The following is a 12,411-nucleotide window of genomic DNA, read 5'->3' on the forward strand; positions in this document are numbered from 1 at the left end:
CGCTGACGCGTTTTTTTGTGCGAGCGCAGCGACGGATTTTTCGGTGCTGGTGCGTTCAAGAAGAAACGAAGCCGCATTGTGCTTCGACATGCTTCGACATGCTTCGGCATGTTTCGACATCGAACGGGAGAAACCAGCATGACATCGAGAAAAAGCCTTGGGACTTTCATGCTTGCCGCCGCTTTGGCCGGTGGCGCCTTCGTCGGCTCCGCGCCCGCGTTCGCGCAGGCCGTGATCATCGCGCCGGTCGCGCCGCCGCCTCCGCGCGTCGAGGTCGTGCCGGCGCCTCGTGCGGGCTACGTGTGGGATCAGGGCCGCTGGCGTTGGCATCACGGCCGCTACGTGTGGGTGCCCGGTCACTGGCAGGCGGTGCGCGTCGGCTATCACTGGGTGCCGGGACATTGGGTGCAGCGCGGGCCGAACTGGCGCTGGGTCGAAGGTCATTGGGCCTGAACGGCTTCGCGTAACCAGTGAGGCAATCGCCATGAAAACGCTTGTGATAATACTGCTGGCCGCGTCGCTGGCCGGCTGCGTGGTGTATCCGGCGCGGCCGGTCTACTATCGTCCGGCAGTCGTCGTGTATTAACAGTGGCGGTCCCGGCTGCCGTGCGTATCGATCACCGTTGCACGCGCAACGAACATGAGAGTTGAAGCCGACGTGAATTGCATCGCATGTATGCCGGGAGCGCCGCGTCTTGAGTGAACGCGACCCCGACGCGGAGTTGCTCGAGCAGGTCGGCCGCCACGATGCGGCCGCCGTGCGCACGCTCGTCGCACGCAAGCTGCCGCGTCTGCTCGCGTTGGCCATGCGCATGCTGGGCGACCGCATGGAAGCGGAAGACGTCGCGCAGGAAGTGTTCGTGCGAATCTGGAAACACGCGACGCGTTGGCGCGAAGGCGAGGCGAAATTCGACACGTGGATTCATCGCGTGGCGCTGAACCTTTGCTATGACCGGCTGCGCGGCCGGCGCGAAGAAGTACGCGACGAACTGCCCGACGACATCGATCCCGCCGCGCTGCCCGACGTGCGGCTCGAAGCGCGGGCTCGCGACGAGCGCGTGCGCGAAGCACTCGCCGCACTGCCGGTGCGGCAACGCGAGGCGCTGGTGCTCTGCTATTACCAGGAGATGTCGAACATCGACGCGGCCGCGTTGATGGGCATCACCGTCGATGCGCTGGAAAGCCTGCTCGCTCGCGCACGCCGCAATTTGCGCGCTCAACTGGCCGGCAGCGGCCTTAGCAAGGACAAGTCATGACGCCCGAAAGATTTCATCAGATCGTCCAAGCCTATGGCGCCGATCCACAGCGTTGGCCGCCGCAGGAGCGCGCCGCGGCGCAGGCGTGGGCGAGTGTGCATCGTCAGCAGGCGCAAGCATGGCTTGACGAAGCCGCCGGGCTTGATGCGTGGCTCGCGACGGATCGGCTCGCGCCGCCGGACACTTCATTGCAGCAGCGCATCGTTGCAAGCGCGCCCGCGCGGCCCGCGCGGCGGGCGACACCACAGCGGCGCGCGTGGTGGTGGTCGGGCGCTGCGGTCGGTGTCGGCCTGCTCGGTGGCGTGGCCGGCGCGTTGGCGGTGTCGTTTTTCGTGCTGACGGAAGCGGTGCCGCCTGTGCATGAATCCTCTTATCTCACGTCGAGTTTCGGTGGATCGTCCGCCGACTGGAGCGGCGAATGAACAGCCGGTCATGGAAAGTCGTCCTCGTAGTGTCGCTCGTCCTCAATGTGTTTTTGCTTGGCGCGATCGCGGGCGGCGCTTATCGATGGTATGCGGCGCGCGATGCCGCGGCGCCGCTCGCCGCGCAGCAGCGGGCGTTGCGTTTTGCCGCACAGACGCTGTCGGCGGAGCGGCAGAAGGCGTTCGCCGAGAGCCTGAGGAATGGACGCCGCGACGGCCGGCAGCTTGCGCGCGAGGCGCGCGAAGCGCGTCGCGAGGTATTGCGTCTGCTCGCCGCGCCGCAACTGGATCGTGCGGCGCTCGACGCCGCGTTGGCTCGCACGCGCGAGGCCGACAGCGGCCTGCGCGCGAAAGTGGAAAGCAGTGTCGCGGATTTCGCCGCGACGTTGTCGCCGCAAGAGCGCGTCGAGTTCGCCGACAGCCTGCGCTTGCGCGGACAGTGGCGCGAGCCGCAAACAAGCGCGAAGGGCGCCGGTCCGGCGAGCGCTGCATCGTCGGCTGCCGCGTCGAGCGAATAAAAATGTTTGCGAGCGGCGACGGATTGTGTGCGTCGGCAACGTTCAAGCACTATCCAATGCCTGAGAGGGCGGTATGACTGCCTCTTCCAACCTGACGACTGCTGCGATCGCGCTGAACCGTTTCGGCCTCGGCGCGCGCCCCGACGACCCAGCGCCCGCCGACCCGAAGGCGTGGCTGCTTGCGCAATTCGAGCACTATGAGCCGAGGCGTGCTGCCTGGGCCGATCAGCCGGATTCGATTGACTTGTCGAGCGAACTGGAACAGCAGCGCATGCAGTTGCGTCAGCAACGGCAGCGCAAGCCCGGCGATGCGAACACGCCGCAACAAAGCAACGCGCAAGGCGGCCAGCAAGCGGCATCGGAAAGCTCGGTGAAGAAAGATAAGGAAGCCGAACGGAAAGCGATGCATGTCGAAATACGGGACACGTATCGCGCTTCGGTGAATGCGCGCGTGCTTAGCGCATTGACCACGCAGACGCCTTTCATCGAGCGGCTGGTTAATTTCTGGGCGAACCATTTCGCGGTATCGACGGAAAAACCCGCTGTGGCCGCGCTCGCCGGTTCGTTCGAAGCGGAGGCGATTCGCCCGCACGTATTGGGCCGTTTCGAGGACATGCTGGTGGCGGTGGAGCGTCATCCGGCGATGCAGGTGTTCCTCGACCAGACGCGTTCGGTCGGGCCCGACAGCACGGCGGCGCTGCGTGCGGCGGCGCGCAATCCCGAGCGCAAGCGTGGCCTCAATGAAAACCTTGCGCGCGAAATCATGGAGTTGCATACGCTCGGCGCGCGCAGCGGCTATAGCCAGGACGACGTTACTGAATTTGCTCGCGCGTTGACGGGTTGGAGCGTGGCGACCGATCCTGCCAACGCCGGCATGCAGGGCAAACCGCCCGCGCAGTCCATGCCGACTGCCGCCGCGCCCGGCACCTTCGTGTTTCGCGAAGCGCTGCATGAGCCCGGCGCGCGAACCGTCATGGGGCGCCGCTACGATCAGCGCGGCGAGGACCAGGCGCTCGCGATCCTGCATGACCTCGCGACTGCGCCTGCGACCGCGCAACACATCGGCGCCAAGCTGGCCCGTCATTTCATCGCCGATACTCCGCCCGCGGCTGCGAGCGGCAAGCTGGCGAGCGCGTTCATGACGAGCGGCGGCGATCTGCCGACGCTGTACCGCACATTGATCGACATGCACGAAGCCTGGTCGCCCGTCGCGGTGAAGTTCAAGACGCCGTGGGAATGGGCGATTTCGTCGATGCGCGGGCTCGGCTGGCAAGACCTCGGCAATCTGCAGGCCGCGCCTCTGTTGACGCAGCTTGGTCAACCCGTATGGCGTCCCGGTTCGCCCGCCGGTTACGACGACGTCGCCGCAAGCTGGGCCGCGCCCGATGCGCTCGTGCGCCGCGTCGAGGTCGCACAGCGCTTCGCGGCGCGCGTCGGCGACCGTCTCGACGCTCGCTCGCTCGGCCAGGTGCTGCTCGCCGGATCGCTGGGCGCGCCGAGCGCGGTGGCGATCGCGCGCGCCGAAAGCGCATCCACGGCAATTGCGCTTTTGCTGGTCTCACCGGACTTTCAACGGAGATGAACGCCATGTCCTCACGCCGTCAATTTCTGCGAGTCGCCGCTGCGGGCGCGGGCGCGATTCTCGTGTCGCCGCGCATCGCGTTTGCGAATGTGGTCAGCGAGCGCCGTTTCGTGTTCGTGATTCAGCGCGGCGCGGCCGATGGCCTGAACATCGTCGTGCCGTACGCGGAACCTGCCTATGCGAAGTTGCGCGGCGCGCTCGCAATCGATCCGTCGAGCGCTCACCGGCTCGACGGCAGCTTTGCGCTGCATCCCGCGCTCACGCAGATGGCCACGATGTACGCGGACCGTCAGGCGCTGTTCGTGCACGCGGTGGCGTCGCCGTATCGCGATCGCTCGCATTTCGACGGACAGAACGTGCTCGAAACCGGCAGCGCGTCGCCGTATCAGGTGAAGGACGGCTGGCTGAACCGGCTCGCCGCGCTGCTGCCCGCCGCGCGCGAGACGGCAATCGCCTTTGCGCCCACCGTGCCAATGGCGCTGCGTGGCACGGCGGCCGTCACATCGTACGCGCCGTCCGCGTTGCCGCCAGCGCCCGACGATCTGCTGATGCGCGTCTCGCAACTCTACGACGACGACGCGCAGTTGCGCCCCTTGTGGGAATCCGCGATGACGGCACGCGGTCTCGCTGGCGACGCCGGCGCGCGCCAGGACCCCGCGAGCCTCGGCAAACTGGCGGCCGGATTTCTCGCACGCGACGACGGTCCGCGCATCGCGATGATCGAGACCGGCGGCTGGGACACGCATAGCGCGCAGAACGCGCGTCTTGGCAATCAGTTGAAAGCGCTCGACACGATGCTCGCGGCATTGCGCGACGGCATGGGTCCTGCGTGGAGCAAAACCACCGTGCTGGTGGCGACCGAGTTCGGCAGGACCGCGGCCGCGAACGGCACCGAAGGCACCGACCACGGCACGGGCTCGGTGGCGATGGTGCTGGGCGGCGCGGTGGCGGGCGGCCGTGTCGTCGCGGACTGGCCCGGCCTCGCGCCTCGCGATCTCTATGAGGCTCGCGACCTCAAGCCGACCGCTTCGCTCGATGCGCTGATCGCCGGTGCCGCGAGCGAAGCACTCGGTCTCGATCCGAAGCACACGGCGCGCGTGCTGTTCGGCCGCGCGGCTGCGGTGAAGCCGTTCAGCGGTATCGTTCGCGCGTAGTCGATACGCTCCGGCTGCGTGCCAGCCGGAGCGCCTCCCTCTCTCCTTCCTCCTCACATCTGCGGCAAGCAGATCGTTCCCACGCAGCGGGCGCTCACGCGAGATTCAAATTTTTTTCGCGTGAGCCCTACGCAAGCGGCCGTTTCCTGCCGACATCCAGGCATGGGTTGCAGTGAGCAGCCGGCGGGAAAATTGACCGCGCCCCATTATTCGTGACGATCGCCTCGTCGGCGCCCAACGCCGATTGATCAGGATGGCGAACGAATAAAGGCAGCGCTGCTTTCCCCATCCGCAACCACCTCTGATTTCACCGATTTTTGTCCGGGCCTCCCCGGCGTTGGATTGTCTTGCCATGGTTAAACGACGTGAGTTTCTCGGCTTGCTGACGGCTGTCAGCGGCAGTTATGTGCTGAGCGCATGCGGCGGCGGTGGCGGCGGCGACGGCAAGGGGACGAGCGCGGGCGTGACGACCAGCGCGACGTCCAGTTCAACGAGCGCGGCGTCGGGAACCACAAGCACTACAGGCACTACAGGGACCACAGGGACCACAGGCACGACCTCGGCGACTGGCAGCACCGGGGCCACGCAGAGCAACGCAACGTCGAGCGGATCGAAGGGCAACAACGGAGCGTCGAATACGTCGAATAACGACGCATCCGGGTCCGCGCTCGCGTCGGCGGATGGCACGGCGATTCCGCCCGCGGCATCGGTCATCGACAATCAGGCGGCGGTGTGGACCGTCGTCGGCGGATCGGTCTACCGCAACGGCGCGAAGGCCGGCAACACGTTCAGCGTGTCCTTGCTGCTGTGGTCCGGCGGCGTGATCTATCACCAGGGCACGGGCGGGCAGTTCTACGGCTGGAGCGGCTCGGCGTGGTACGCGTGCGCCGATCCGCGCCTCGGCGGCACGTCGCTCGACGGCACGACGATTCCTGGCGCGTCGCGCATCATCGATAGAGTAGGCGCAATCTGGACCGTCGCGAACGGCGTCGTTCTGCGCAACAACGCCGCGGTCGGCGTGAGCTCCAACGTGTCGCTGCTGCTGTGGTACGGCGGCAAGCTGTGGTGCCGCGCGGCGGGCGCGCAGTTCTACGTGTGCAACGACATCGACCAATGGCTGCCGTGCGCCGATCCGCGTATTCCGGTGGCGGCCGCTAGCGGCATGTTCCATGGCATCAACGGACACTACGACTATCGCTACACGCCCGCGCAGGTCGTGTCGATCATGCAGAACATGGGCTGCTCGACATATCGCGTCGGCGTCACCGACGACCCCACCGAACTCACGGCCGTCGTCAGACTCGCGCAGGCTTTCCAGGCGGCGGGGCTCACGCTGTTCGTGGTGATCCAGATCGGCATGCGCGACGCCAACGGCGCGCTGCTCGCGAGCGAATCGGCGGCGTATGCGCGGGGGCATTCGTGCGGCGTGACAGTCGCCGGCGCGCTCGCGCCATACGGCGTGGTCATGTACGAGTGCGGCAACGAACTGACTCGCGATCCCGCGATCATTCTCGACTCCACCAATGCCGGGACGAAGGCCGTCGACTTCAGCAACGCGAACTGGCCGGTCATGCGCGGCCTGATGCGCGGCATGATGGATGGCGTGAAGTCCGCGCAGCCCGCGGCGAAATGCGGGATCAACTTCTGCGTCGCGGACGTCGGCGCCGCCGACGCATTGTGGGACGGCACGCAACCGGACGGCACGAGCGGCTACCCGACCGTGCGCTGGGACATGACGACGTGGCACAACTACGAGATCTACGGCGACATCTTCGACATCGGTTCGGACGGTTCGGGTCCCGGCTTCGATCTGCCGACTTACTGCAAAGCGCGTTACGGCAAGCCGTTTTTGCTGACCGAGTGGAATACCGGACCCGAAAAGACGGTGGCCTATCGCGCGGATTACATCAGCGCACGCTACGCGAGCTACTATCAGGCGAGAAAGACAAAGAACATCCAGTCGACGATGTACTACGAGCTCGATAGCGGCAACACCACGTATGGCGTGATGATCGACGGCGTGGTGGTCAATCAGACGTATAGCGCGTTCGTGAGCGCCGTCGCGAGCCATCCGGACAATTGAGCGCGATGCCGAACGATGCCTGACCGATCGGCATCACGCTTCACACTCAGTCGATGTAGCGCAGCCCCAGTTGCCGCAACGGCTCGCGCATCTGATACATGTCGAGGCCCAGCACGCCGGAGGCGAGCTTCGCGCGCTTTTGCGCTTCGTTTGCTTCGCGCGCGCTGGCCTTGTCGAGCGTCTCTTGCGCTTGCGCCGACGGCACCACGGCCACGCCGTCGTGATCGGCGACGATCACATCGCCCGGCGTCACCAGTGCGCCCGCGCAGACCACCGGAATATTCACCGAGCCGAGCGTCGCCTTGATCGTGCCCTTCGCCGAGATCGCCTTGCTCCAGACAGGGAAGCCCATGTCGGTGAGCACGGTCACGTCGCGCACGCCTGCATCGATGATGAGCGCCCGCGCGCCGCGCGCCTGGAAACTCGTTGCGAGCAGGTCGCCGAAATAGCCGTCGGTGCAGTCGGCGGTGACGGCGGCCACGACCACATCGCCCGGTTGAATCTGTTCGGCCGCGACGTGCAGCATCCAGTTGTCGCCGGGATGCAGCAGCACCGTGACCGCGGTCCCCGATGCGTGCGCGCCGGTGTAGATCGGCCGCATGTACGGCTTCATCAGGCCGACGCGCCCCATGGCTTCGTGAACGGTTGCGCTGCCGAGCGCGCCGAGTCCTTCCGCGACGCGGCTATCCGCGCGCGCGATGTTGCGATAAACCACGCCGAGTTCAAACATGTTCAACGTCCTTGTGCTTTGAGTGCGGCATCGAGGCGCGGATAGACGCGCCGCGCGTTGCCTTCATAGATCTTGTCGCGCTGTTGCGGATTCATCTCCGCTGCTTCGACATAGCGCTTCGTATCGTCAAAGTAGTGGCCGGTTTGCGGATCGATGCCGCGCACCGCGCCGATCATTTCGCTGGCAAAGAGAATGTTGTCGACGGGAATCACTTTCGTCAGCAGGTCGATGCCCGGCTGGTGATAGACGCAGGTGTCGAAGAAAATGTTCTTCAACAAATGCTCTTCGAGCAGCGGCTTTTTCATTTCCTGTGCAAGGCCGCGGAAGCGTCCCCAGTGATAGGGCACTGCGCCGCCGCCGTGAGGAATCACGAACCTGAGCGTGGGGAAGTCGCGGAACAGATCGGACGTGAGGCACTGCATGAACGCAGTCGTGTCCGCGTTCAGGTAATGTGCGCCGGTGGTGTGAAAGCACGCGTTGCAACTCGTGCTGACATGGACCATCGCGGGAATGTCGTACTCGACCATCTTCTCGTAGATCGGATACCAGTAGCGGTCGGAGAGCGGCGGACTCGTCCAGTGTCCGCCCGATGGATCGGGGTTCAGATTGATCGCGACATTGCCGTACTGCTCGACGCACTTCACGAGTTCGGGAATGCAGGTGGCGACGTCCACGCCGGGGCTTTGCGGCAGCATCGCAGCCGGAACGAAGTTCTCGGGAAACAACTGGCTCACGCGATAACACAGTTCGTTGCAGATCGCGGCCCATGTGCTCGACACGTTGAAGTCGCCGATGTGATGCGCCATGAAGCTCGCGCGCGGGCTGAATACTGTGAGGTCGAGGCCGCGTTCGCGCATCAGACGCAACTGGTTGGTTTCGATTGACTCGCGCAGTTCGTCGTCGCTGATTTGCAGTTCGGACGGCCTGGGCGCGTCAGTGGGATTGCCGAGCGCGGCGATCTGGCGATTGCGCCATGTTTCAAGCGCTTTCGGTGCGGTCGTGTAGTGACCGTGAATGTCGATGATCATGCAAGTAGTCCGAATTGAAATGCGGTGTGATGTGGCGTCAGCGCGACGCGGTTTCTGTAGCCGACGCCGCCGCGAACAAAGGCTCCGCGTCGCCGCCCAACGCCTTCGTCACGCGCGCGGCGAATTCCAGCAGGCGCGGGCGATAGCGCTCCATCTCCTCCATGCCCATGCGCGCGGAGGGTCCGACGATGCCGAGCGCGCCGACGAGTTCCTGGCCGACGCGGAACACCGGCGCTGAAATTCCCGAGGTTTCGCGGTCGCGTTCGCCCATCGACAGATACACGTAGCGCGAGCGCACGGTCTCGTACGGCTCGCCGGGTTCGCCCGCGAACGCCAGTAGCACGCGGCCGCCCGCGCCACGTTCGAGCGGTTGCGTGTCGCCTTGCTGCACTTCGGCGCGGATCGAGTGGCGCGACGCGATGCGATACAGGCACACGCGGTGATCGCGCTCGCGCACATGAAACGAAACGGCCTCGCCGGTTTCCTCGCTCAATTCCTTCATCGCGGGCAGCAGGATGTCGCGCAGATCGAAGCCGGCTTCATAGACCGCGCTCAGGTGCATCGCGGCCGAGCCGATCCAGTAGCGCCCGTCGTCGCGGCGAATCAGAAGCTGGTGATGACACAGCGCCTGCGCGAGCCGCGACAGCGTGCTCTTGTAAAGCCCCGTGCGCTCGGAAAGCTGCGTCAGCGTGAGCGGTTCGTCATTGCGGCGAAACGCGAAAAGGATCGACGCCGCGCGGTCCAGCACGTCGATGCCGCTCGAGGTGACGCCTTGCGGCGTGCGCGCCGTCTCGCTACTGCGGGCCATGATTCGCTCCGGTGTTTGTTCTATTGGATAGAACCAATAATCGTTGGATGGAACAATGCTAGTCCGATCGCCTCGTGCCGTCAATCGCGGACGCAGGAGCCTCGTCGGTAATATCCCTGAGCGACAGCGCCGGATGGTATCGCTACCATCGCGTCTATCACGACAGCGCCGTCCCGCGATAAAGCCTTGTGACGGGATGGTAGCGATACCATGGAGACATCAGTGGCGAACCGCAAAACATCCGAGCAGTTGCGCAGTTATCGCTGGTATGGCGTGAACGACCTTCGCTCGTTCGGTCATCGGTCGCGCACGGCGCAAATGGGCTATCACGCGTCCGATTACATGGGCAAGCCGGTGATCGCCGTCGTCAATACGTGGAGCGAGATCAACTCGTGCCATACGCATTTCAAGCAGCGCGTCGAGGAAGTGAAGCGCGGCATCTGGCAAGCCGGCGGCTTTCCGGTCGAGATGCCGGTAATGACTTTGGCCGAGCCGTTCCAGAAGCCGACCACGATGCTGTACCGCAATTTCCTCGCGATGGAGACGGAGGAAATCCTGAAGTCGTATCCGTTCGACGGCTGCGTGCTGATGGGCGGCTGCGACAAGACCACGCCTGGCCTGCTGATGGGCGCGATCAGCATGAACCTGCCGGCGATCTTTCTGCCGGCCGGTCCGATGCTGCGCGGCAACTGGAACGGCCGCACGCTCGGCAGCGGTTCGGACACCTGGAAATACTGGGCCGAACTGCGCGCGGGCAACATCACCGAGGACGAGTGGAAGGGCATCGAGAGCGGCATCGCGCGCTCGCCTGGCCATTGCATGACGATGGGCACTGCTTCGACGATGACGAGCGCGGCCGAAGCGCTCGGCCTCACGCTGCCGGGCTTTTCGTCGATTCCCGCCGTCGACTCGCGGCATGCGCAGTTCGCGTCGCTGACCGGGCAGCGCATCGTCGAGATGGTGTGGACCGACCTCAAGCCGTCGGACATTCTCACCGCGAAATCATTCGATAACGCCGTCACCACCGTGCTCGCGATGTCGGGGTCGACCAATGCGATTGTGCATCTGGTGGCCGTGGCGCGTCGCGCCGGCATCGACCTGACGACCGCGCGCTTCGACGAACTGTCGCGTATCACGCCTGTGATCGGCAATCTGCGGCCGTCGGGTCAGTACCTGATGGAAGACTTCTTTTACGCGGGCGGCTTGCGCGCGCTGCTGGTGGAACTGGGCGATCTGATAGACGGCTCGCAACTGACGGTCAACGGCGCGACGCTCGGAGAAAACATTTCGGGTGCCGAAATATTCAACGACGACGTGATCCGCCGACGCAGCAATCCCGTCGTGGCAAGCGACGGCCTCGCCGTGCTGACCGGCAATCTCGCCCCCGACGGAGCGGTGATCAAACCGGCCGCGATGGAAGTGCATCTGCTCAAGCATCGCGGTCCCGCCGTGGTGTTCAAGGACTATACGGACATGGCGGCGCGCATCGACATGGAAGAGCTCGACGTGAGCGCCGATTCGGTGATCGTCCTTCAGCACGCGGGGCCGGTCGGCGCGCCGGGCATGCCCGAATGGGGCCAACTGCCGATTCCGCAAAAACTCCTGAAGCAGGGCGTGCGCGACATGGTGCGCATTTCGGACGCGCGCATGAGCGGCACGAGCTACGGCGCGTGCGTGCTGCATGTGGCGCCCGAGTCGTTCGTCGGCGGCCCGCTTGCGCTCGTGAAGGACGGCGACATGATCGAGCTCGACGTGGCCGCGCGGCGTTTGCATCTCGACGTCACCGACGAAGAACTCGCCGCGCGCGAAGCAGCGTGGCAGCCGCCGAAACTGCCATTCGAGCGCGGCTTCGGCGTGATGCATCAGTTGCATGTGTTGCAGGCGAATAAAGGCTGCGACTTCGACTTTCTCGAAGAGCCGCTGAAGGCGGCGGCTTCGCACGACACGGCACAAAGCGCGCCGGACGCGAAACGCGGCGAACCCGAGATCCACTAATTCAAACGGAGTCCTTCATGACCGCATCCGAAATCGTCGTGAGCGAAGCGACGCTCGAACAGTTGAGGCACGTCAGCACGGCCACCTTGACCACGCAGCTCTTCAAGCGCGGCTTGCGCAACGTGTTCTTGCAAGGCGTCGCGCCGCTCGTGAAGCCCGCGCCCGGCGCGCCGAATGTCGTGGGTCCCGCGTTCACGCTGCGCAATATCCCGGCGCGCGAAGACCTCGATCACGTCGGCGTGTTTCAGGACCCGGATCATCCTCAGCGCAAGGCCGTCGAAACGGCGCCTGCCGGCAGCGTGCTCGTGCAGGACTGCCGCGGCGAGCGATCGGTGGCATCGGTCGGTTCGATTCTCGCGCTGCGTCTTGCGAAGCGCGGCGTCGCGGGCATGGTGTCGGACGGACCCGTGCGCGACAGCGGCACCATCGCGGCGCTGGGCTTGCCGATCTGGTGCGCGGGCGCGAGCGCGCCGCTCAATCTCGCGAAACATCATGCGGTCGATATGAACGTGCCGATCGCGTGCGGCGGCGTGGCGGTGTATCCGGGCGACATCGTCGTCGCGGACGTGGACGGCGTGGTGATCGTGCCGCGTGAAATGGCCGCCGATGTCGCGCGCGATGCCGCCGAGCAGGAGCAGCTCGAAGTATTCATCGCCGCGCGGATCGAAGAAGGGCGGCCATTGCGCGGCACTTATCCGCCGAACGAGGAAACGCTGGCCGCATACGCGCAATGGCGTGCGCAACGGCCATAAGCGGCGTGGCATCTGCATCTGCATCTGCATCGCCGAATCGAACGACGCTTGATTGATCCATCGCAGGAAACAGGCTCGCGCAA

Annotated in this window: 12 protein-coding genes; 9 read left to right on the top strand and 3 right to left on the bottom strand. The window is 65.2% G+C overall.

All coding sequences use genetic code 11. The annotated features are described in order from the left end of the window. The first annotated feature begins 138 nt into the window (after nucleotides 1-138). The 7 genes from CUJ91_RS20610 to CUJ91_RS20640 all read left to right on the top strand — a co-directional run bounded on the left by CUJ91_RS20610 (nucleotide 139) and on the right by CUJ91_RS20640 (nucleotide 7,015). The gene (locus tag CUJ91_RS20610) at nucleotides 139-453 is read left to right on the top strand and encodes a YXWGXW repeat-containing protein (RefSeq protein ID WP_006049409.1); all 315 of its coding nucleotides are present in this window, start codon (nucleotides 139-141) and stop codon (nucleotides 451-453) included. 209 nt (nucleotides 454-662) lie between these two features. Beyond that, nucleotides 663-1,256 carry an RNA polymerase sigma factor gene (locus CUJ91_RS20615; RefSeq protein WP_279635440.1) on the top strand — a complete coding sequence of 198 codons (594 nt, stop codon included), beginning with the start codon at nucleotides 663-665 and terminating at the stop codon, nucleotides 1,254-1,256. Then, the gene (locus tag CUJ91_RS20620) at nucleotides 1,253-1,678 is read left to right on the top strand and encodes a hypothetical protein (RefSeq protein WP_114156988.1); all 426 of its coding nucleotides are present in this window, start codon (nucleotides 1,253-1,255) and stop codon (nucleotides 1,676-1,678) included. Before CUJ91_RS20615 ends, CUJ91_RS20620 begins: the two co-directional genes overlap by 4 nt. Continuing rightward, complete coding sequence (locus CUJ91_RS20625) at nucleotides 1,675-2,196, top strand: periplasmic heavy metal sensor (RefSeq protein ID WP_107708800.1); 522 nt, start codon at nucleotides 1,675-1,677, stop codon at nucleotides 2,194-2,196. The genes CUJ91_RS20620 and CUJ91_RS20625 overlap by 4 nt, the downstream gene beginning before the upstream one ends. Nucleotides 2,197-2,269: 73 nt before the next feature. Further along, the gene (locus CUJ91_RS20630) at nucleotides 2,270-3,778 is read left to right on the top strand and encodes a DUF1800 domain-containing protein (RefSeq protein WP_114156989.1); all 1,509 of its coding nucleotides are present in this window, start codon (nucleotides 2,270-2,272) and stop codon (nucleotides 3,776-3,778) included. 5 nt (nucleotides 3,779-3,783) lie between these two features. Further along, entirely contained in the window at nucleotides 3,784-4,932 is a 1,149-nt protein-coding gene (locus tag CUJ91_RS20635) for a DUF1501 domain-containing protein (protein WP_114158010.1), read from the top strand. A 352-nt stretch (nucleotides 4,933-5,284) separates the two neighbouring features. Further along, the gene (locus tag CUJ91_RS20640) at nucleotides 5,285-7,015 is read left to right on the top strand and encodes a hypothetical protein (RefSeq protein WP_114156990.1); all 1,731 of its coding nucleotides are present in this window, start codon (nucleotides 5,285-5,287) and stop codon (nucleotides 7,013-7,015) included. 46 nt (nucleotides 7,016-7,061) lie between these two features. Here CUJ91_RS20640 and ligK read toward each other — a convergent pair whose 3' ends face one another. Genes ligK through CUJ91_RS20655 form a run of 3 tightly spaced genes read right to left on the bottom strand, consistent with a single transcriptional unit; the run spans nucleotide 7,062 to nucleotide 9,581 of the window. Next, nucleotides 7,062-7,745, bottom strand: coding sequence for a 4-carboxy-4-hydroxy-2-oxoadipate aldolase/oxaloacetate decarboxylase (ligK, locus tag CUJ91_RS20645; protein ID WP_029966178.1), 684 nt, complete (start codon nucleotides 7,743-7,745; stop codon nucleotides 7,062-7,064). 2 nt (nucleotides 7,746-7,747) lie between these two features. Next, nucleotides 7,748-8,773, bottom strand: a complete 1,026-nt coding sequence (locus CUJ91_RS20650) for an amidohydrolase family protein (RefSeq protein ID WP_053859437.1) — start codon at nucleotides 8,771-8,773, stop codon at nucleotides 7,748-7,750. A 37-nt stretch (nucleotides 8,774-8,810) separates the two neighbouring features. Continuing rightward, complete coding sequence (locus CUJ91_RS20655) at nucleotides 8,811-9,581, bottom strand: IclR family transcriptional regulator (protein WP_114156991.1); 771 nt, start codon at nucleotides 9,579-9,581, stop codon at nucleotides 8,811-8,813. Nucleotides 9,582-9,791: 210 nt separating this feature from the next. Between CUJ91_RS20655 and araD the strand changes: the two genes are divergently transcribed. Beyond that, on the top strand, nucleotides 9,792-11,576 hold the full coding sequence (gene araD, locus CUJ91_RS20660; protein WP_114156992.1) for an L-arabinonate dehydratase: 1,785 nt from the start codon (nucleotides 9,792-9,794) through the stop codon (nucleotides 11,574-11,576). Nucleotides 11,577-11,593: 17 nt separating this feature from the next. Then, nucleotides 11,594-12,328 carry a ribonuclease activity regulator RraA gene (locus tag CUJ91_RS20665; RefSeq protein ID WP_029966172.1) on the top strand — a complete coding sequence of 245 codons (735 nt, stop codon included), beginning with the start codon at nucleotides 11,594-11,596 and terminating at the stop codon, nucleotides 12,326-12,328. Nucleotides 12,329-12,411: the final 83 nt, after the last annotated feature.

This window comes from Paraburkholderia graminis (assembly GCF_003330785.1).
GTDB classification, from domain to species: domain Bacteria; phylum Pseudomonadota; class Gammaproteobacteria; order Burkholderiales; family Burkholderiaceae; genus Paraburkholderia; species Paraburkholderia graminis.